Source organism: Simplicispira sp. GW247-4R2A (assembly GCF_059424465.1).
Genome location: NZ_JBWKZM010000005.1, coordinates 98,624 through 118,239, shown reverse-complemented (window position 1 = coordinate 118,239; position 19,616 = coordinate 98,624). Strand labels below are relative to the sequence as shown.

26 protein-coding genes are annotated in these 19,616 nt (G+C 61.5%); 22 read left to right on the top strand and 4 right to left on the bottom strand.

What is annotated here, in order from left to right:
* Window positions 1-41 precede the first annotated feature (41 nt).
* From AC07ZH_RS05640 to rpsQ, 16 genes are all read left to right on the top strand, one after another.
* On the top strand, window positions 42-1,211 hold the full coding sequence (locus tag AC07ZH_RS05640) for a D-alanyl-D-alanine carboxypeptidase family protein (RefSeq protein WP_119109978.1): 1,170 nt from the start codon (window positions 42-44) through the stop codon (window positions 1,209-1,211).
* 291 nt (window positions 1,212-1,502) lie between these two features.
* Window positions 1,503-1,880 (top strand): 30S ribosomal protein S12, encoded by a 378-nt coding sequence (gene rpsL / locus AC07ZH_RS05635; RefSeq protein ID WP_056266875.1) that lies wholly within the window; start codon window positions 1,503-1,505, stop codon window positions 1,878-1,880.
* Between the two features lie 178 nt (window positions 1,881-2,058).
* A complete protein-coding gene (rpsG, locus tag AC07ZH_RS05630) occupies window positions 2,059-2,532 on the top strand; it encodes a 30S ribosomal protein S7 (protein ID WP_119109979.1) in 474 nt (157 codons plus the stop codon).
* Window positions 2,533-2,614: 82 nt separating this feature from the next.
* The gene (fusA, locus tag AC07ZH_RS05625) at window positions 2,615-4,717 is read left to right on the top strand and encodes an elongation factor G (protein ID WP_119109980.1); all 2,103 of its coding nucleotides are present in this window, start codon (window positions 2,615-2,617) and stop codon (window positions 4,715-4,717) included.
* Window positions 4,718-4,989: 272 nt separating this feature from the next.
* A complete protein-coding gene (gene tuf, locus AC07ZH_RS05620; protein WP_119110021.1) occupies window positions 4,990-6,180 on the top strand; it encodes an elongation factor Tu in 1,191 nt (396 codons plus the stop codon).
* 26 nt (window positions 6,181-6,206) lie between these two features.
* Window positions 6,207-6,518, top strand: coding sequence for a 30S ribosomal protein S10 (rpsJ, locus tag AC07ZH_RS05615; protein ID WP_005796953.1), 312 nt, complete (start codon window positions 6,207-6,209; stop codon window positions 6,516-6,518).
* Window positions 6,519-6,738: 220 nt separating this feature from the next.
* Window positions 6,739-7,413, top strand: a complete 675-nt coding sequence (rplC, locus tag AC07ZH_RS05610) for a 50S ribosomal protein L3 (protein ID WP_119109989.1) — start codon at window positions 6,739-6,741, stop codon at window positions 7,411-7,413.
* The gene (gene rplD / locus AC07ZH_RS05605; protein ID WP_119109990.1) at window positions 7,413-8,033 is read left to right on the top strand and encodes a 50S ribosomal protein L4; all 621 of its coding nucleotides are present in this window, start codon (window positions 7,413-7,415) and stop codon (window positions 8,031-8,033) included. Before rplC ends, rplD begins: the two co-directional genes overlap by 1 nt.
* The gene (gene rplW / locus AC07ZH_RS05600; protein ID WP_119109991.1) at window positions 8,030-8,344 is read left to right on the top strand and encodes a 50S ribosomal protein L23; all 315 of its coding nucleotides are present in this window, start codon (window positions 8,030-8,032) and stop codon (window positions 8,342-8,344) included. The genes rplD and rplW overlap by 4 nt, the downstream gene beginning before the upstream one ends.
* Before the next feature lie 3 nt (window positions 8,345-8,347).
* Entirely contained in the window at window positions 8,348-9,172 is an 825-nt protein-coding gene (gene rplB, locus AC07ZH_RS05595; RefSeq protein WP_119109992.1) for a 50S ribosomal protein L2, read from the top strand.
* Between the two features lie 10 nt (window positions 9,173-9,182).
* Complete coding sequence (gene rpsS, locus AC07ZH_RS05590; protein ID WP_119109993.1) at window positions 9,183-9,458, top strand: 30S ribosomal protein S19; 276 nt, start codon at window positions 9,183-9,185, stop codon at window positions 9,456-9,458.
* Between the two features lie 9 nt (window positions 9,459-9,467).
* The gene (gene rplV, locus AC07ZH_RS05585) at window positions 9,468-9,800 is read left to right on the top strand and encodes a 50S ribosomal protein L22 (protein WP_106445895.1); all 333 of its coding nucleotides are present in this window, start codon (window positions 9,468-9,470) and stop codon (window positions 9,798-9,800) included.
* Between the two features lie 15 nt (window positions 9,801-9,815).
* Entirely contained in the window at window positions 9,816-10,709 is an 894-nt protein-coding gene (rpsC, locus tag AC07ZH_RS05580) for a 30S ribosomal protein S3 (protein WP_495198893.1), read from the top strand.
* Between the two features lie 3 nt (window positions 10,710-10,712).
* Window positions 10,713-11,129: a 50S ribosomal protein L16 gene (gene rplP, locus AC07ZH_RS05575; protein ID WP_119109995.1), complete on the top strand. Its 417-nt coding sequence runs from the start codon at window positions 10,713-10,715 to the stop codon at window positions 11,127-11,129.
* Window positions 11,130-11,146: 17 nt separating this feature from the next.
* Window positions 11,147-11,341, top strand: coding sequence for a 50S ribosomal protein L29 (gene rpmC, locus AC07ZH_RS05570; RefSeq protein ID WP_119109996.1), 195 nt, complete (start codon window positions 11,147-11,149; stop codon window positions 11,339-11,341).
* Between the two features lie 9 nt (window positions 11,342-11,350).
* Window positions 11,351-11,620 carry a 30S ribosomal protein S17 gene (rpsQ, locus tag AC07ZH_RS05565; protein ID WP_119109997.1) on the top strand — a complete coding sequence of 90 codons (270 nt, stop codon included), beginning with the start codon at window positions 11,351-11,353 and terminating at the stop codon, window positions 11,618-11,620.
* A gap of 178 nt (window positions 11,621-11,798) precedes the next feature.
* Here the strand turns inward: rpsQ and AC07ZH_RS05560 are convergent, their stop codons facing one another.
* Both AC07ZH_RS05560 and AC07ZH_RS05555 read right to left on the bottom strand, forming a co-directional pair.
* A complete protein-coding gene (locus tag AC07ZH_RS05560) occupies window positions 11,799-12,272 on the bottom strand; it encodes a GNAT family N-acetyltransferase (protein WP_495198953.1) in 474 nt (157 codons plus the stop codon).
* Between the two features lie 315 nt (window positions 12,273-12,587).
* A complete protein-coding gene (locus AC07ZH_RS05555; protein ID WP_119109999.1) occupies window positions 12,588-13,091 on the bottom strand; it encodes a TlpA family protein disulfide reductase in 504 nt (167 codons plus the stop codon).
* Window positions 13,092-13,260: 169 nt separating this feature from the next.
* On the opposite strand from AC07ZH_RS05555, the gene AC07ZH_RS05550 reads away from it, so the two are divergent.
* From AC07ZH_RS05550 to ptsP, 6 genes are read left to right on the top strand one after another with little or no spacing between them, the layout of a single operon-like run.
* The gene (locus AC07ZH_RS05550) at window positions 13,261-13,668 is read left to right on the top strand and encodes a hypothetical protein (protein WP_495198892.1); all 408 of its coding nucleotides are present in this window, start codon (window positions 13,261-13,263) and stop codon (window positions 13,666-13,668) included.
* The gene (locus tag AC07ZH_RS05545) at window positions 13,669-13,794 is read left to right on the top strand and encodes a hypothetical protein (RefSeq protein WP_495198891.1); all 126 of its coding nucleotides are present in this window, start codon (window positions 13,669-13,671) and stop codon (window positions 13,792-13,794) included.
* Window positions 13,791-15,005 (top strand): MFS transporter, encoded by a 1,215-nt coding sequence (locus AC07ZH_RS05540; protein WP_495198890.1) that lies wholly within the window; start codon window positions 13,791-13,793, stop codon window positions 15,003-15,005. Before AC07ZH_RS05545 ends, AC07ZH_RS05540 begins: the two co-directional genes overlap by 4 nt.
* 21 nt (window positions 15,006-15,026) lie before the next feature.
* Entirely contained in the window at window positions 15,027-15,470 is a 444-nt protein-coding gene (locus AC07ZH_RS05535) for a PTS sugar transporter subunit IIA (protein WP_495198889.1), read from the top strand.
* Entirely contained in the window at window positions 15,445-15,714 is a 270-nt protein-coding gene (locus AC07ZH_RS05530; protein ID WP_495198888.1) for an HPr family phosphocarrier protein, read from the top strand. Before AC07ZH_RS05535 ends, AC07ZH_RS05530 begins: the two co-directional genes overlap by 26 nt.
* 52 nt (window positions 15,715-15,766) lie before the next feature.
* The gene (gene ptsP / locus AC07ZH_RS05525; RefSeq protein WP_495198887.1) at window positions 15,767-17,548 is read left to right on the top strand and encodes a phosphoenolpyruvate--protein phosphotransferase; all 1,782 of its coding nucleotides are present in this window, start codon (window positions 15,767-15,769) and stop codon (window positions 17,546-17,548) included.
* Between the two features lie 377 nt (window positions 17,549-17,925).
* Here ptsP and lipA read toward each other — a convergent pair whose 3' ends face one another.
* Together lipA and lipB are read right to left on the bottom strand one after the other, a co-directional pair.
* Window positions 17,926-18,906, bottom strand: a complete 981-nt coding sequence (gene lipA / locus AC07ZH_RS05520) for a lipoyl synthase (RefSeq protein WP_119110005.1) — start codon at window positions 18,904-18,906, stop codon at window positions 17,926-17,928.
* A 15-nt stretch (window positions 18,907-18,921) separates the two neighbouring features.
* The gene (lipB, locus tag AC07ZH_RS05515; protein ID WP_495198952.1) at window positions 18,922-19,614 is read right to left on the bottom strand and encodes a lipoyl(octanoyl) transferase LipB; all 693 of its coding nucleotides are present in this window, start codon (window positions 19,612-19,614) and stop codon (window positions 18,922-18,924) included.
* Window positions 19,615-19,616 lie beyond the last annotated feature (2 nt).

Below are 19,616 nucleotides of genomic sequence, written 5' to 3'. Positions count from 1 at the left end.
GCGGCATGCCGTTTTTTCACTTTAGACCCTCCGCGAGCTCCATGAACCGAATCTTTCGCGCCCTGCGCGCCCTCGTTTTTCCCATTTTTGCCGTTGCTGCTGCCGGCGGTGCCTTCGCTCAAGCACCGCAGCCACCGGAGATCGCTGCGCGCAATTACCTGCTGATGGATGCCACCTCCGGGCAGATTCTGGCCGCCAAGGACATCGACGCGCCGGTGGAACAGGCATCGCTGACCAAGCTGATGGCTTCTTATGTCGTTTTTGATGCCCTGCGCGCCAAGAAAATCACGCTGGAGCAAAAATTTCCGGTGAGTGAGCGCGCCTGGAAGATGCCGGGCTCGCGCATGTTCATCGACCCCAAGATGCAGGTGCCAGTCGGTGACTTGATCAGTGGCATGGTCATCCAGTCGGGCAACGACGCCACCATGGCGCTGGCCGAGGGCGTGGGCGGTACGGCCGAGCAGTTCGTCAAGATGATGAACGAAGAAGCTGCGGCCATGGGTCTCAAAGGAACGGCCTACAAGAACCCCGACGGCCTGACCGAGGCTGGCCACATCACCACGGCGCGCGACCTCGCCACCATCACGGCGCGCCTGCGCCACGATTTCCCCGAGTACATGCACTACTACGCGGCCAAGCAGTATCTCTACCCCGGTACGCCGAAGTCGAACAGCCAAAACCGCAACTACCTGCTGTTTCGTGATCCGTCGGTCGATGGCATGAAGACTGGCCACACCGCTGCCGCAGGCTACTGCCTGGTTGCCACTGCGCACCGCGACTTTCCCAACGTCGGTGAGCGTCGCCTGATTGCCATCGTGCTCGGCACTACCAGCGAAAACGCCCGCGCCAACGAAAGCCAGAAGCTGCTCAACTGGGGGTACACAGCCTTTGATGCGGTCAAACTCTTTGACGCCAACCAGGCCGTGGAGACGCCGGCGGTCTGGAAGGGCACACAAAGCACCCTCAAGATTGGCAGTGCCGACCCCATCGTCATTTCCGTCCCGGCAGGCAGCGCCGGCAAGGTGAAGACACAGGTCGTCCGCCAAGACCCGCTGGTGGCGCCGTTTACCAAAGGACAGGAAGTCGGCAAGCTCAAGGTCGTTGTGGGCGACCAGACGGTGCGCGAAGTGCCGCTGGTGGCGCTCGACGATGTTCCGCAGGCTGGCATCTTCGGCCGCGCCTGGGATGCGATCCGCCTCTGGATCAAGTAGAAGATACAACCCCCTGCGCGGGCAGGCTTGGAGTTGCAGCCCTCAGCCCCTTCTCTTGGCTTTGCCAGGAAGGGGGCGCCGCCGATGCGGCGGGGCGGCCCTTGCACGGCGCCGCTCGCCTAAAGCGTGCCTGTGTTGAGGGTGGTGGCGGGGCTGGGCCCGGCCTGAAAGCTCGGACCCGCTTGCCCCATGCAGGCTTTGCTGCTACATTTGAAGGCTTTTCGGAATTTCCGAAGGGAAACACGTTTTCGCTTATCACGCTAGATTTCACGTTTAGGGACGTCAGTATTCATGCCAACCATTAACCAGCTCGTGCGTCACGGGCGCGAGGTCGAAAAGACCAAATCCAAAAGCCCGGCGATGGAAAACTCGCCGCAGCGCCGTGGTGTCTGCACCCGTGTGTACACCACCACCCCCAAGAAACCTAACTCTGCTCTGCGCAAAGTTGCCAAGGTTCGTCTGACGAACGGTTTCGAGGTCATTTCCTACATCGGCGGCGAAGGCCACAACCTGCAAGAGCACAGCGTCGTGCTGGTGCGCGGCGGTCGTGTGAAGGACTTGCCTGGTGTGCGCTACCACATCGTGCGCGGCTCGCTCGACTTGCAAGGCGTGAAAGACCGCAAGCAGTCGCGCTCCAAGTACGGCGCCAAGAAGCCCAAGGCCAAGTAAACCGGGCCCTGAGCCAGGTTTCTGTCCAGTACATCGGTGTTTGCCGTGCCTTGGCGGGCCGTGCAAGCGAAGTGACCCCAAACGCAAATGTCTTGCGCGGGTCGAGTAAGTGAGAGTTTTGTATGGCTCTCGCGGCGTTCTGAAAAGGCGCCAACTGAAGCAAATATTGAGGTGAAAAATGCCACGTCGTCGCGAAGTTCCCAAACGTGAAATCTTGCCGGACCCTAAATTCGGCAATGTAGAGCTGTCCAAATTCATGAACGTGATCATGGAAGGCGGCAAGAAGGCTGTGGCCGAGCGCATCATTTATGGCGCGCTTGACCTCATCGAGAAGAAGAATCCCGACAAAGACCCGCTGGAAGCTTTCGTTGTGGCCATCAACAACGTCAAGCCCATGGTCGAAGTCAAGTCGCGCCGTGTCGGTGGCGCGAACTACCAGGTGCCTGTGGAAGTGCGCCCGGTGCGCCGTCTGGCGCTGTCGATGCGCTGGATCAAGGAAGCCGCCCGCAAGCGCGGCGAAAAATCGATGGCACAACGCCTGGCCAACGAGATTCTGGAGGCCACCGAAGGCCGTGGCGGCGCCATGAAGAAGCGTGACGAAGTGCACCGCATGGCCGAAGCCAACAAGGCTTTCAGCCACTTCCGCTTCTAAGTTTCGTCCCCATATTCCGAAGTCTGGAAGCCCGACCCGCCTCCTTGGCGGGCGGGCTTTCAGCCGTTAACGAAAGCACATCATGGCACGCAAGACCCCCATCGAGCGCTACCGCAATATCGGTATCTCGGCCCACATCGACGCTGGCAAGACCACGACGACCGAGCGCATTCTTTTCTATACCGGCGTGAACCACAAGATTGGTGAAGTTCACGACGGTGCCGCCACCATGGACTGGATGGAGCAAGAGCAAGAGCGCGGCATCACGATCACGTCGGCGGCTGTTACCTGCTTCTGGAAGGGCATGGACCTGTCCTACCCTGAGCACCGCTTCAACATCATTGACACCCCCGGCCACGTGGACTTCACCATTGAGGTGGAGCGTTCCATGCGCGTCCTGGACGGTGCCTGCATGGTGTACTGCGCCGTGGGCGGCGTGCAGCCCCAGTCGGAAACCGTGTGGCGCCAGGCCAACAAGTACAAGGTGCCGCGTCTGGCCTTTGTGAACAAGATGGACCGTACCGGTGCCAACTTCTTCAAGGTCTACGACCAGATGAAGCTGCGCCTGAAGGCCAACCCGGTGCCCGTCGTCATTCCGATCGGTGCCGAGGAGAAGTTCGTCGGTGTGGTCGATCTGCTGAAGATGAAGGCCATCATCTGGGACGAAGCGTCGCAGGGCATGAAGTTCAGCTACGAAGACATCCCTGCCGATCTGGTCGCGTCCGCCAACGAATGGCGCGAAAAGATGGTCGAGGCCGCTGCCGAAGCTTCGGAAGAGTTGATGAACAAGTACCTTGAAGAAGGTAGCTTGACCGAAGACGAAATCAAGCTCGGCCTGCGCATGCGCACCATCGCGACCGAAATCCACCCCATGCTGTGTGGCACTGCGTTCAAGAACAAGGGTGTGCAGCGCATGCTGGACGCTGTCATCGACTATCTGCCCGCGCCTACCGACATTCCGGATGTCACGGGCACGGACGAGGAAGAGCAGCCAGTCACCCGCAAGGCCGACGACACCGAGAAGTTCTCTGCACTCGCGTTCAAGCTCATGACCGACCCGTTCGTCGGGCAGCTCACGTTCGTGCGCGTCTACTCCGGCGTGCTGACCAAGGGCGACACGGTCTTCAACTCGGTCAAGGGCAAGAAGGAACGCATCGGCCGGATCGTGCAGATGATGGCCAACGACCGCGTCGAAGTCGACGAAATCCGCGCCGGCGACATCGCCGCCTGCGTGGGCCTGAAGGAAGTGACCACCGGCGAAACGCTGTGCGACGTCGCTTCGCCCATCGTGCTCGAACGCATGGTGTTCCCGGAGCCCGTGATCTCGCAGGCCGTGGAACCCAAGACCAAGGCCGACCAGGAAAAGATGGGCATCGCCCTGCAGCGCCTGGCTGCCGAAGACCCGTCGTTCCGCGTGCGCACCGACGAAGAATCCGGCCAAACCATCATTTCCGGCATGGGCGAGCTGCACCTGGAAATTCTGGTCGACCGCATGAAGCGTGAATTTGGCGTGGAGGCCAACGTCGGCAAGCCCCAGGTGGCGTACCGCGAAACCATCCGCAAGACGGTGGAAGATGCCGAAGGCAAGTTCGTGCGCCAGTCCGGCGGCAAGGGCCAGTACGGTCACGTCGTGCTCAAGATCGAGCCGAACGAAGCCGGCAAGGGCATCGAATTCGTCGACGCCATCAAGGGCGGCGTGGTGCCGCGCGAATTCATCCCCGCCGTGGAAAAGGGTATCAACGAAGCCGTCACGCAAGGCGTGCTGGCCGGCTACCCGGTGGTGGACGTCAAGGTCACGCTGCACTTCGGTTCGTACCACGACGTGGACTCGAACGAACTGGCGTTCAAGATGGCCGCCATCTTCGGTTTCAAGGAAGGCTGCCGCAAGGCCAGCCCTGTCATCCTGGAGCCCATGATGGCGGTGGAAGTCGAAACGCCCGAAGACTACGCCGGCAACGTGATGGGCGATCTGTCCTCACGCCGCGGCATGGTGCAGGGCATGGACGACATCCCGGGCGGTGGCAAGGCCATCCGCGCCGAAGTGCCGCTGTCGGAAATGTTTGGCTATTCCACGACGCTGCGTTCGGCCACGCAGGGGCGTGCCACCTACACGATGGAATTCAAGCATTACTCGGAAGCCCCGCGCAATGTGTCTGAAGCCATCATGGCGGCAAGGGCCAAATAAGTCCTTGGGGTCAGATCAGCTCCGCTGCTCTGGCCCCTCTGACTGGATGGGGGCAGGTCAGCCTGGCTGTTCTGCCCTCTCTGCTAGGTGAATTCATGGTCAAAATGGCCTCTAGCGCTTATCTATCAAGCGCAGACAGCTATTTTTTCAGTAGCAAATAGTTTTTTGCAATCTGCGATCCGGTGCCGTCCCGTTGTCCTGTGCGGGGCGACCAAGCAACCGGGTGCAGACGTTAAACCTATACACAGGCATCGCTCTTTGGAGAATTGGAAATGGCAAAAGGAAAATTCGAACGTACCAAGCCGCACGTCAACGTCGGCACGATCGGCCACGTGGACCACGGCAAGACGACGCTGACGGCGGCGATTGCCACCGTGCTGTCCGCCAAGTTCGGCGGTGAAGCCAAGGCCTACGACCAGATCGACGCGGCTCCGGAAGAAAAGGCCCGCGGCATCACGATCAACACGGCTCACGTGGAATACGAAACGCAGAATCGCCACTACGCCCACGTGGACTGCCCTGGCCACGCCGACTATGTGAAGAACATGATCACCGGTGCCGCCCAGATGGACGGCGCCATCCTCGTGTGCTCGGCCGCTGACGGCCCAATGCCCCAGACGCGCGAGCACATCCTGCTGGCCCGCCAGGTCGGCGTGCCCTACATCATCGTGTTCCTGAACAAGTGCGACATGGTCGACGACGAGGAACTCCTCGAACTCGTCGAAATGGAAGTGCGCGAACTCCTCGACAAATACGATTTCCCTGGCGACGACACCCCGATCATTCGCGGCTCCGCCAAGCTCGCCCTGGAAGGCGACAAGGGCCCTCTGGGCGAGCAGGCCATCATGAAGCTCGCTGAAGCCCTGGACACCTACATCCCCACGCCTGAGCGTGCCGTGGACGGCGCCTTCCTGATGCCCGTGGAAGACGTGTTCTCCATCTCCGGTCGTGGCACCGTGGTCACGGGCCGTATCGAGCGCGGCGTCATCAAGGTCGGCGAAGAAATCGAAATCGTCGGCATCAAGGACACCGCCAAGACCACCTGCACCGGCGTGGAAATGTTCCGCAAGTTGCTCGACCAAGGCCAAGCTGGCGACAACGTCGGCCTGCTGCTGCGCGGCACCAAGCGCGAAGACGTCGAACGCGGCCAAGTGCTGTGCAAACCCGGCTCGATCAAGCCGCACACGCACTTCACCGCTGAGGTGTACGTCCTGTCCAAGGACGAAGGCGGCCGCCATACGCCGTTCTTCAACAACTACCGCCCCCAGTTTTACTTCCGCACGACGGACGTGACGGGCGCGATCGAGTTGCCTGCCGACAAGGAAATGGTCATGCCTGGCGACAACGTGTCGATCACGGTCAAGCTGATCAACCCCATCGCCATGGAAGAAGGTCTGCGCTTTGCTATCCGCGAAGGCGGCCGCACCGTCGGCGCGGGCGTTGTTGCCAAGATCATTGCTTAAACCTTAAGCACACACAGGAACTTGCCATGTCCAAGCAAAAAATCCGCATCCGTCTCAAGGCCTTCGATTACAAGCTGATCGACCAGTCCGCAGCGGAAATCGTTGACACTGCCAAGCGCACCGGCGCGATCGTCAAGGGCCCCGTGCCCCTGCCGACACGCATGAAGCGTTTCGACATCCTGCGTTCGCCGCACGTCAACAAGACCAGCCGCGACCAGCTCGAAATCCGCACGCACCAGCGTCTGATGGACATCGTCGACCCGACCGACAAGACGGTGGACGCACTGATGAAGCTCGACCTGCCCGCAGGCGTGGACGTCGAAATCAAGCTGCAGTAAACCCTGCCCCGTGCAACGGGGCCTGCACATATAACGCGAACTTGCCGAAAAAGGAAGTTCGCGTTATACTTTGTGGCTTCGCCTTTTTTGCGTGCGTTTTTTATACGCGCAGTGATTTTTAGGGCGGAGTTTTATCAACCGTCTTTCATGTGCGCGGGAATGCCCGGGCGCAACGCCGCGGCCAATTGCAGTCGCGGCGGTGAGAGTTTTGGAGAAACAAATGAGTCTGAGCAACTCCCTCGGGTTGCTGGGCCGCAAGGTTGGCATGATGCGCTTGTTCACCGATGAAGGGGATGCAATCCCTGTCACGGTGGTCGACGTATCCAACAACCGCGTCACCCAGGTCAAAACCCAAGAGAACGATGGCTACGTGGCCCTGCAGGTCACGTTCGGTGCGCGCCGGGCCTCCCGCGTCACCAAGCCCGCCGCGGGTCACCTTGCCAAGGCAGGTGTTGAAGCCGGCGAAATCATCCAGGAATTCCGCGTTACCGCAGACGTCGCCGGCAAATATGCCGCCGGTGCCACGGTGCCCGTGGCCGACCTGTTCACCGTGGGCCAAAAGGTCGACGTGCAAGGTACTTCGATTGGTAAGGGCTTTGCCGGCACCATCAAGCGTCACAACATGTCTTCCCAGCGCGCGTCGCACGGTAACAGCCGTTCGCACAACGTGCCGGGCTCCATCGGTATGGCGCAAGATCCGGGCCGCGTGTTTCCGGGCAAGCGCATGACCGGTCACCTCGGCGACGTTACGGTCACCACCCAAAACCTCGACGTGGTTCGTATTGACGAAGCACGCCAACTGCTCTTGATCAAGGGCGCTGTTCCGGGCTCCAAGGGTGGGTTCGTGACGGTGCGCCCGGCCATCAAGGCTACCGCTGCCAAAGGAGCGAACTGATGCAGCTCGAACTCCTCAATGACCAAGGCCAGGGCTCAGCGAAGCTCGACGTTCCTGAGACCGTGTTTGGTCGCGAATACAACGAAGATCTGGTGCACCAGATCGTCATCGCTTACCGCGCCAACGGCCGCCAGGGCACCCGTGCCCAGAAGGACCGCGAACAGGTTCGCCACTCGACCAAGAAGCCTTTCAAGCAAAAGGGCACCGGCCGCGCACGCGCCGGTATGACGTCCTCGCCTCTGTGGCGCGGAGGCGGTCGCATTTTCCCGAATTTGCCTGACGAAAACTTCACGCAGAAGATCAACAAGAAGATGTACCGCGCCGGCATGGCCGCCATCCTCTCGCAGTTGGCCCGCGAAGGCCGTCTGGCTGTGGTGGATTCGATGAAGCTCGATTCGCCCAAGACCAAGGTGCTGGCCGACAAGTTCAAGGCCATGAACCTGCAGTCCGTGATGGTGATCGCCGACGAAGTCGACGAAAACCTGTACCTGGCATCGCGCAACCTCGTGAACGTGTACGTGGTTGAGCCGCGTTACGCCGATCCGGTGTCGCTGGTGCAGTACAAGAAGGTCATCGTTACCAAGGCCGCGATCGACCAACTCAAGGAGATGTTCGCATGAGCGCGCTCAAGTTTGACGAAGGCCGTCTGATGCAGGTTCTCGTTGCCCCCATCGTGTCCGAAAAGGCCACCATGGTTGCTGAGAAATCCAATGCCGTGACGTTCAAGGTGCTGCAGAGCGCCACCAAGCACGAGATCAAAGCCGCTGTAGAACTGCTGTTCAAGGTGGAAGTCAAGGGCGTCTCGGTTCTCAACACCAAAGGCAAGACCAAGCGCTTTGGCAAGACCATGGGCCGTCGCGACAACGTTCGCAAGGCTTATGTGACGCTCAAGCCCGGTCAAGAGCTGAACCTCTCCGGGGAGGCCGCGTAAATCATGGCTGTCATCAAGATGAAACCCACCTCGCCCGGCCAACGTGCCGTGGTGAAGGTCACGCGCGATCACCTGTACAAGGGCGATGGCTATGCACCGCTGCTGGAGCCCCAGTTCCAGAAGGCTGGCCGCAACAACAACGGCCACATCACGACGCGCCACAAGGGCGGTGGTCACAAGCACCACTACCGCGTGGTGGACTTCAAGCGCAACAAGGACGGCATCGCCGCCAAGGTTGAGCGCATCGAGTACGACCCGAACCGCACGGCCCACATCGCTTTGGTGTGCTACGCCGACGGCGAGCGCCGCTACATCATCGCCCCGCGCGGTCTGGAAGTCGGCAGCACGCTGATGTCCGGCGCTGAATCCCCGATCCGCGCTGGCAACACCCTGCCGATTCGCAACATTCCGGTGGGTTCGACCATTCACTGCATCGAGCTCAAGCCCGGTGCTGGTGCCCAGATCGCCCGCTCGGCGGGTGCTTCGGCAACGCTGCTGGCACGCGAATCCATGTACGCCCAGGTGCGCATGCGCTCGGGTGAAGTGCGCCGCATTCACATCGAATGCCGCGCCACGATTGGTGAAGTCGCCAACGAAGAACACAGCCTGCGCCAGCTCGGCAAGGCCGGTGTCAAGCGCTGGATGGGTATCCGTCCGACGGTGCGTGGCGTTGCCATGAACCCGGTGGATCACCCCCACGGTGGTGGCGAAGGCCGCACCGGCGAAGGCCGCCATGCAGTCGACCCATGGGGCAATCTGACCAAGGGTTATCGCACCCGCAACAACAAGCGCACGCAGAACATGATTGTTTCGCGCCGCAAGAAATAAGGGATAGCCAATGACTCGCTCTCTCAAAAAAGGTCCGTTCGTTGACCACCATTTGCTGGCAAAGGTCGAAAAGGCCGTTGCCACCAAGGACAAGAAGCCCGTCAAGACCTGGTCGCGCCGCTCCATGGTGCTTCCCGACTTCATCGGCCTGACGATTGCCGTGCACAACGGCAAGCAGCACGTGCCGGTCTATATCACCGACCAGATGGTGGGCCACAAGCTCGGCGAATTCGCCCTGACGCGCACCTTCAAGGGCCACCCCGCTGATAAAAAAGCGAAGAAATAAGGAACGACCATGTCTGAAACACGTGCAGTCCTCCGGGGCGTCCGTCTGTCGGTCGACAAGGGCCGCCTCGTTGCCGACCTCATCCGCGGCAAGAAGGTGGACCAGGCCCTGAACATCCTGAACTTCACGCAGAAAAAAGCTGCGGGAATCGTCCGGAAGGTTCTGGAATCCGCCATCGCCAACGCTGAGCACAACGACGGCGCCGATATCGATGAACTGAAGGTCAAGACCATCTACGTCGAGCAAGGCACCACGCTCAAGCGTTTCACCGCGCGCGCCAAAGGCCGCGGCAACCGCATCAGCAAGCCCACGTGCCATGTGTACGTGACGGTTGGCAACTAAAGGCCTGGAAAGACTATGGGACAAAAAATCCATCCTACCGGCTTCCGCCTCGCGGTCAGCCGCAACTGGGCCAGCCGCTGGTACGCCAGCAACCGCGACTTCGCCGGCATGCTGGCCGAAGACATCAAGGTGCGCGAGTACCTCAAGGCCAAGCTGAAGAACGCCGCCGTATCCCGCATCCTGATTGAGCGCCCCGCCAAGAACGCCCGCATCACCATTTACTCGGCACGTCCGGGCGTGGTGATCGGCAAGAAGGGCGAAGACATCGAGAACCTCAAGAAGGAACTCGCGATCCGTCTGGGCGTGCCCGTCGCAGTGAACATCGAAGAAGTGCGCAAGCCCGAAATCGATGCCAAGCTGATCGCCGACAGCATCACCCAGCAGCTGGAAAAGCGCATCATGTTCCGCCGCGCCATGAAACGCGCCATGCAGAACGCCATGCGTCTGGGTGCCCTGGGCATCAAGATCATGTCGTCGGGCCGTCTGAATGGCATCGAAATCGCCCGCTGCGAGTGGTACCGCGAAGGCCGCGTGCCACTTCACACGTTGCGCGCCGACATCGACTACGGTACTTCGGAAGCCAAGACCACCTATGGCGTCATCGGCGTCAAGGTCTGGGTCTACAAGGGCGATACGCTGGGCCGCAACGATCTGCCCGCCGTGGAAACCCCACGTCCGGACGACGAGCGCCGTCCCCGTGGTCCACGCCGTGATGGCCGCCCTGGTGGCGATCGCGACCGTGGTCCTGGTGCCGGTCGTGGCGCACCGCGCCGCCCGGCCGCTACCAACGTGGCGCCTGCCGATGGCAGCGACAAGCCCGCTGGCGCCGGTGGCGCCGATACAACCGCCGTTAAGCGCGTTCGCAAGGTTGACGCGCCCGCTACAGCAGCGGACGGAAAAGGAGAATAAAACATGCTGCAACCCGCTCGCCGCAAATACCGCAAGGAGCAAAAAGGCCGCAACACTGGCGTCGCAACCCGGGGCAACTCGGTGGCGTTTGGTGATTTCGGTCTCAAGTGCACCGACCGCGGTCGCCTGACGGCCCGCCAATTGGAAGCCGCTCGCCGCGCCATTTCGCGCCACGTCAAGCGTGGTGGCCGCATCTGGATTCGCGTATTCCCGGACAAGCCAATTTCCGCCAAACCCGCAGAAGTGCGGATGGGTAACGGTAAGGGCAACCCCGAGTTCTACGTGGCTGAAATCCAGCCCGGCAAGATCGTGTTCGAGATCATCGGCGTACCCGAAGAACTCGCCCGCGAAGCCTTCCGCCTGGCAGCTGCCAAGCTGCCCCTGCGCACGACGTTCGTCACGCGCATGATTGGCCAGTGAGTTCAGGAGAAACTGATATGAATACTGCTGAACTGCGTCAAAAGGACGTCGCTGGCATCCAGGACGAAATCAAGGCCCTGCAAAAGGCCCATTTCGGTCTGCGCATGCAAAAGGCTACGCAACAACTGAGCAACACCGGCACGCTGCGCACCACGCGCCGTGACATCGCCCGCGCCAAAACCATCCTTGCTGAAAAGCAAGCCGCCAAGTAAGGAGCACACATGACGGAAGCTAAAAAATCCCTCAAGCGCACCTTGGTTGGCAAGGTGGTCAGCGACAAGCGTGAAAAAACCGTGACCGTGCTGGTCGAGCGCCGTGTCAAGCACGAGCTCTACGGCAAGATCGTCGGCAAGTCGAGCAAGTACCACGCGCACGACGAAAACAACGAGTACAAGACGGGCGACGTGATTGAAATCACGGAGAGCCGTCCCCTCTCGAAAACCAAAAACTGGGTGGCGAGCCGCTTGGTGACCAAGGCAGCGCTGGTCTAATCCGCCCCTGCTTCGCACGCTCCTGCGTGCAGCAAAAAAATGGCCCATTTGCGTGGGCCATTTTTTTTGCCGCAAAAATCGAGGCACTGTACAGATAGCTATCAAATAGATAGCTATAAAGGCAATGCCTATAAGCGCTGGCGGCCTAAAATGCCTAAAAATTAACAGCGCCTGAAGGCTACAGGATGCTCGCCTTGAGGTAGTGTGCGCCGGGAATAGGGTTGTGGTAGTACGGCGGAATTTCGCAAAACCCGAGTTCCTGGTACAGCGCGCGCGCGGACTCCATATCGTCCAGCGTATCGAGCAGCACGCTTGCATATCCGCCCTCGCGTGCGGCGTCTAATGCAGCCTCTGCCAGTTGCCGTCCCAGGCCAAACCCCCGAAATGCCTTGCGAACAAAAAGACGCTTCATTTCTGCCGCATTGGCGTAGTCGGCGCTGTCCAAGGGACGCAACGCGCAGCAGCCTGCCGGTGCACCATCGACCAGCGCCAACAGCCAGGCCCCGCGCGGTGGGGAATATTCACCCGGCAGGTTGCTGAGTTCTTCCTGGAAATTCTGGAAACCCAAATCAACGGACAGGCTGGATGCGTATTCCTCAAATAGCTCTCGCAGTGCCGGAACATGGTCGGCGCCAGGGGCGTTGAGAATCATCACGGAAGGGTTCTGCACGGGCGGATTCGGGGAGCTGGAACGCGTACCAGTGTAAAACAAGCCTTTGCGTGTCCCTGCAGGTCTATTCGCGACTCAGATATACCAGGCCGGCAACCGCCACTGCGTACCGGCAGCAGTTGCAAGGCTTGTCACGGTAGCGATCTCAACAAACAAAACTATAAAATTAATAGCTGCAGGCGCTCTATTGGTAAGCGCAAGAGACCATTTTCACTAAAAATTAACCTGCGAAAGGATATTGCCCAGCGCCTTCCCCGGCTCTGATCTGGGCCAGGCCAGAACCCTACTCAATGGCGCTCAGGCCTCTGCGAGCAGCTTTTCTATGAGTTGGTGCAGCTCATCGAAATTGGGTGGACCGACATAGGTTTTCACGATTTCGCCACGCTTGTTCACGAGGTACGTTGTCGGCGTGAGCTGTACATCGCCCCAGGCTTTGGCAATCGCACCGGTATTGTCGAGCGCGACCTGGAAGGGAATTTTGCGTGTCTCGACGAAGTTCACGACATAGCTGGGCGGGTCGTAATTCATGGCCACGGCGAGGGTGTCGTAGCCGCGTGCATGGTATTTGTGGTGGGTGGCAATCAGCTCTGGCATTTCGGCCACGCAGGTCGTGCAACTGGTGGCCCAGAAATTGACCAGCGTGACTTTGCCCCGCAGGTCCTCGGTGCTTAGCTTGCTGGCATCAAGCAGCACGAATGTCGATTGTGGCGCGGGCTTGGGCGAAGTGTTCAAGAACAGCCAAGTGCCGATCGCTGCAAACGCGACCACCGCCAAGACTGTCCAAACCGTCTTCGTACGCATGCGCCACCCCGAGTAAATTCCAAATCGCCATTGTGCGCCACGCGGCGGCACTGCGCTGAGATTGGCGCGCGGCCCCTTTGGTTCCCAGATTCATTGAGATCGCGTGCAGGTTCCCAGAGCGCTTGGCCGCGGGCCGCCCTTAACAGGGCCGCGTGGCCATAATCGGGCCATGTTTTTACGCGCCCTCCTGGTTTTTTGTCTGTTTTCGAGCGGGCTTGCTGCTTGCGGTCCGGCGCTGGAGTGGCGCAGCCTGCCGCTGCCAGAACTGGGCATGCAAGCGAGTTTGCCGTGCAAACCCGATCGCGTCGAGCACAGCGTGGATCTGGCAGGCCAATCCGCGCAGGTGATCATGCAGGGTTGTGGCGCGTCGGGCCTCACCTTTGCCGTGGCTTGCGCCGTGCTGGCCGAGCCTTCGATGGCCGGTGCGGCGCTTGCACACTGGCGTGCCGCAGTGCTTGCGGCCGCACAGGCGCGTGATGCCAAAGACAGCCCGTTCCAACCCGCTGGTGGACTGGGCCTGCCCCAGGCAGTGCGAACCAGCGCCATGGGGCGCCTGCCCGGCGGCAGCGCCATGTAGATGCAGGCGGCCTGGTTTGCCCGGGTGCAGCATGGCGCGGTACACGCGTGCCATGCCATGGTGTATGGCAGCGAACTGCCAGCGGCGACGGCCGACGCATTTTTCGAAGCCCTGGTGTTGCGGTGAGCCTTCTGGCGCGCCGGGCGGCAGTGTTGATCTTCCTGCCCTTTGCGGCTGCGTATTTCCTCTCGGCGCTGCTCCGCACTGTAACGGCGACCCTCGCGCCCACGTTGGCGCAGGCGTTCTCACTGAGCGCGGGGGAGCTGGGGCTGCTTTCGGGTGGTTACTTTCTGGGCTTTGCCGTGCCCCAACTGCCGCTCGGCCATTGGCTCGATTGCCACGGGCCGCGCAAGGTGCTCCTGGCGTTTCTGGGTGTCGCGGTGGCAGGCTGCCTGGTGTTTGCGCAGGCCAGCGGTTTTTCTGGCCTGCTGGTCGGGCGTGTGCTGTTTGGCGCTGGTGTGAGCGCCTGCCTGATGGCGCCTCTGACAGGTTACCGATGCTGGTACAGCCCGGCGGCGCAGTTGCGGGCGAACTCATGGATGCTGATGACCGGTTCCCTCGGCATGGTGGCGTCTACCCTGCCAGTGCAATGGTTGCTGCCCCTGGTAGGCTGGCGAGTCATGTTCTGGGGCATTGCCGCTCTGGTACTGCTGTCGGCCGGCTGGATTGCGCTGGCTGTGCCTGCCTGGCGCAAGCCCACAACGGTCCCTGGTCTCGGCCAGCCTGCGCCGGGTTACGCGGCGGTCTGGCGCGATTCGTACTTTCGGCGGATAGCCCCGCTGGGCTTCTTCACCTACGGCGGCATGATGGCCATGCAGACGCTGTGGGCCGGGCCCTGGCTGCAGCGCGTGTCGCACTACGGCGCGCTGGAGGCGGCGACGGGCTTGTTCTGGATCAACGTGTCCATGCTGTGCACGTTCTGGACCTGGGGTTTTCTCGGGCCCTGGATGGCGCGCAACGGCATGGACGTGAACCGGGTAATGGCGCGCGGCGTGCCGTTGTCGCTGTGCGTGATGCTGGGCATTTTGGGGCTGGGGCCGCGAGCAGGCACCTGGGCCTGGGCGCTGTACTGCGTTTCCTGCACGGTCATGTCGTTGTCCCTGCCCGCTGTGGCGATGGCGTTCGAGGCAGGTGTGGCAGGGCGTGGGCTTTCGGCTTACAACCTGGTGGTATTTGCTGGCGTGTTTGTCTTGCAATGGGGCATTGGCCTTGTCGTCGATGCCTTTGGCGCTGTGGGCTGGACGCAACTGGCTGCGTTTCGGGCTGCGCTTGGCCTCTACCTTGCCTGTAATCTGGCGGCCTGGCTGTGGTTCGTGCGGACAGCAGGCCGGCCATAATGATCCGTAAGCGTCTCTTGCATGAACACTCTCATCCTTCTCATTGCCCACGCTCCGCTAGCGCATGCGGCTCGCGCGTGTGCGCTGCACGTGTTTCCCGATTGCGGGGACGCGGTGCGCGTGCTCGACGTGCCGCCCGATGCCGCTCCGGAGGCAAGTCTCCAAGAGGCCAAGGCGTTGATCGCCGATGCCGCCGAACGCCCTTTGCTGGTGCTCACCGACCTCTTCGGCGCCACACCCTGCAACATTGCCCAGCGCTTGGTGGAGGGTCGCAGCGGCGCGTGCCTGGTCACGGGCTTGAACCTGCCCATGCTGCTGCGCGCCGTGAGCTACCGCGCGGAGGCGCTTGATCTGCTGGTACAGCGTGCTCTGGTGGGAGGTACCCAGGGTGTGATGCAAGTGGCAGTGCAAACACCGCAAAAACCTGTACACAACACCCATGATCAAGACCCGCAAGACGATTAGCAACCAGCTTGGCCTGCATGCCCGCGCTTCGGCCAAACTCACCAAGGTGGCCGCCGCGTTCCCGTGTAGCGTGTGGATGAGCCGGGGCGAACGCCGTATCAATGCGAAAAGCATCATGGGCGTGATGATGCTGGCCGCAGGCATGGGGGTCGAAATCGAAATTGAAACCGATGGCCCGCAGGAGCAGGAGGCCATGGACGCGCTGCTGGCCATGATCGACGACAAGTTTGGAGAAGGGCAATAGCCATGCACCATGCGCACCCCGTAGCGCAGGTCCGTGGCTGGAGGCGCCGTATATGACATTTTCAGTTCCCGGCCTGGCCGTCGCGCGCGGCATTGCCATCGGGCGCGCCGTGCTGGTGGGTTCGAGCCGCGTCGACGTGGCGCACTACTTCATCGACGCGCACCAGGTGCCGAGTGAAATCGAGCGTGTGCGCAGCGGACGCAACGCCGTGATGCAGGAGCTCTCGCGGCTGCAGGCCGACATGCCCCAGGACGCACCGCCGGAACTGGGTGCGCTGCTGGATGTGCACATCATGCTGTTGCAAGACGAGATGCTCGTCTCTGGCGTCAAGCACTGGATCACCGAGCGCCTGTACAACGCCGAATGGGCCCTGACCACGCAGCTCGAACTCATCGCGCGCCAGTTTGACGAAATGGAGGACGACTATCTGCGCGAGCGCAAGGCCGACCTCGAGCAAGTGGTCGAGCGCATCTTGCGGCACATGAAGGGCGTGCCCAACCCTGTGGCGCCTCCGGTCCCCAGCCCACGCCGCAAGACGCAGCAGGATCTGCTGCTGGACGACACCGAAGACGTGCCCCTGGTGCTGGTGGCGCACGACCTCTCGCCTGCCGACATGCTGCAGTTCAAAAAGAGCGTGTTCGCCGGTTTTGTCACTGACGTGGGCGGCAAGACATCGCACACCGCCATTGTTGCGCGCAGCATGGATATTCCCGCAGTGGTGGGCGCGCGCGCGGCCAGCCAACTGGTGCGTCAAGACGACTGGGTCATCATCGACGGCGATGCCGGTGTGATCATCGTCGACCCCTCGGCCATCATCCTGGCCGAATACGGTTTCCGCCAGCGCCAGATTGAGCTTGAGCGCGAGCGCCTGAGCCGCCTGCGCCACACCCCCTGCGTGACCATCGACGGCGAAAAGATTGAGCTGCTCGCCAATATTGAATTGCCTGCAGACGGTGCAAGCGCTATTGCCGCGGGCGCTGTGGGCGTTGGACTTTTTCGCACCGAATTCCTGTTCATGGGGCGCAGCGGGAAGCTGCCCGACGAGGAAGAGCAGTACCTTGCCTACCGCGAAGCGGTGGAAGCCATGCAGGGCCTGCCCGTCACCATTCGCACGCTCGATATTGGGGCGGACAAACCGCTCGATCGCGCTCGCAAGGACGATTCGCTCAATCCTGCGCTCGGCCTGCGTGCCATCCGCTGGAGCCTGGCCGATCCCGCCATGTTTCGCACCCAGGTGCGTGCGGTGCTGCGCGCGGCTGCGCATGGCCGCGTGAGCATGATGTTCCCGATGCTGGTGAATGCCGAAGAGATTCGCCAGACACTGGCGCATGTGCGCCTCGCCCAGACCGAGCTCGACGACCGCGGTGCCGTGTACGGCGCCGTGCGCCTGGGCGCGATGATTGAAGTGCCCGCTGCGGCACTCACGGTGCGCATGTTCCTGCGCCATTTCGATTTTCTATCGATTGGCACCAACGATTTGATTCAATACACGCTTGCCATCGACCGGGCCGACGAGGCGGTGGCCGACCTGTACGACCCCATGCATCCGGCGGTGCTGTGCCTGATTGCCGGTGTGATCGCCGAAAGCCGCGCTCAGGGCAAGAGCGTGTCGGTGTGCGGTGAAATGGCGGGTGACCTGGGCCTTACGAGGCTGCTCCTGGGGCTTGGCCTGCGGACCTTCTCGATGCACCCGGCGCAGATCCTGGCAGTCAAACAGGAGGTGTTGCGCGCCGACACGCGCAAGCTCCGGCTGTGGGCGCAGCAAGTACTGGAAGGGGGCGAGTGTGCCGGGTTTCGCGTGGCGCAGCCCAGTGATTCGCTATATAAAATATAGTTGGCTTGGAGAGCTGCCGCGTGCTTGGTCAGCCGCGAATAGGTAGCCCAGAGGACGGCCGAAGCCAGCGCCAGCATAGCCCTCAGGAGAGCATTCCGCTCAGCTCACGCCCTCTGGAGATCGCCATGCCGGAGCGTTTCTGATCGTCGGCGCAATGCCAGTCGGTAGAAAGGGCGGCACATGGGAGGGTGATACCGCGATACTGCGAGCGAGGCAAGGGCAGCGCACAGGGCGATGGCGGCCAGGGCGCACAGATCGGCCTGTAAGCGCAAGCAAGTTTGGCGCACGCGCCGTCGCTCAAGGGTTGCTTGATGGGCCGTGAAATGCCCGGTGCAAGACTGTTGGACGGTTCCTGTGCGCCGCCGACTGGCTGGCACCTACACGCCAGCCGACTTGGCTTGCTGATCTGCGTGGTAGCTCGACCGCACCATGGCGCCCACGGCGGCGTGCGTGAAGCCCATGGCATAAGCGGCTTCTTCAATTTGCTTGAACTGGTCGGGGTGCACATAGCGGCGCACGGGCAGGTGGCTGCTGCTGGGCGCCAGGTATTGGCCAACAGTCAGCATGCTTACACCATGCGCACGCAGGTCGCGCATTACATCGAGGATTTCTTCGTCCGTCTCGCCCAGACCAACCATGATGCCGCTCTTGGTCGGCACGTTCGGGTGAAGCGCCTTGAACTTCTTCAGCAAGTTCAGCGAGAACTGGTAGTCGCTGCCTGGGCGCGCTTCCTTGTACAGGCGCGGTGCGGTCTCCAGGTTGTGGTTCATCACGTCGGGCAGTGCGGTGGCCAGAATGCTGAGTGCGCGGTCATCGCGTCCACGAAAATCGGGTGTGAGAATTTCAATTTGCGTGCTCGGCGAGAGCGAGCGGATGTTCTGGATGCACTCGACGAAATGCCCGGCCCCGCCATCGCGCAGATCGTCGCGGTCAACACTGGTGATCACTGCGTATTTCAGGCGCAGCGCCGCGATGGTGCGCGCCAGGTTCAGCGGCTCGTCCTTGTCGAGCGCGTCGGGCCGACCGTGGCCGACGTCGCAAAATGGGCAGCGACGCGTGCACTTGTCGCCCATGATCATGAACGTCGCTGTCCCATTGCCAAAGCACTCGCCGATATTCGGGCAACTCGCCTCTTCGCACACCGTATGCAGCTTGTGCTCGCGCAGGATGCTCTTGATTTCGTAGAAGCGCGTGCTCGGTGAGCCGGCCTTGACACGAATCCATTCGGGTTTTTTCAGCACTGGCCCTTGCTCGACCTTGACGGGGATGCGCGAGAGCTTCGCAGCGGCCTTCTGTTTGGTGAACGGGTTGTATTTGGCGCTGGTTTGCGCTTCGCGGACGACGTCGGAGGTGCTCATGGCTACGTGGTGGAGTCAGGGTGCAAGGCGCGTGATCAGCTGTTTGCCGAGCACGTGTGCCGCTTCTTCCCAAGTGGTGTGGACCCCGATTGTAGAAAGATCCACGGTGCGCAAACCCGCGTAGCCACATGGGTTGATACGCTCGAAGGGTTCCAGGTCCATGGCCACGTTGAGTGCCACGCCGTGCAGCGTGCAGTGGCGCGAGACTTTAATGCCGAGCGCCGAGATTTTGCCCAGGCCTGTGAAGTCGGGCGCCTGCCTGGGCCCGGCAGAAGTGTCTCTGCTGGGTCGCTCGGGGAGTAAAGCATGGCTGGCAGGATCGTCCAGCCGTACGTAAATGCCCGGCGCGTGGGCGACGCGATGGCCCGTCACGCCAAAGTGGGCCAGGGTGCGGATGACGGCTTCTTCCAGGCGGTAGACATATTCTTTGACGTAGTAGCCTGCGCGGCGCAAATCGATCAGTGGGTACGCAACCACTTGGCCGGGCCCGTGGAATGTCACCTGCCCGCCGCGGTTGCTTGCCACCACGGGAATTTCCCCTGCCGCCAGCACATGTTCGGCCCGACCTGAAATACCCTGCGTGAACACCGGTGAATGCTCACAGATCCATAGCTGATCGGGCCCGTCTTCAGGGCGCTGCGCGGTGAACTCCCACATGGAAGCGTAGGTGTCTTCATAGTCGACGCGGCCAAGACGGCGCAACTCCATCG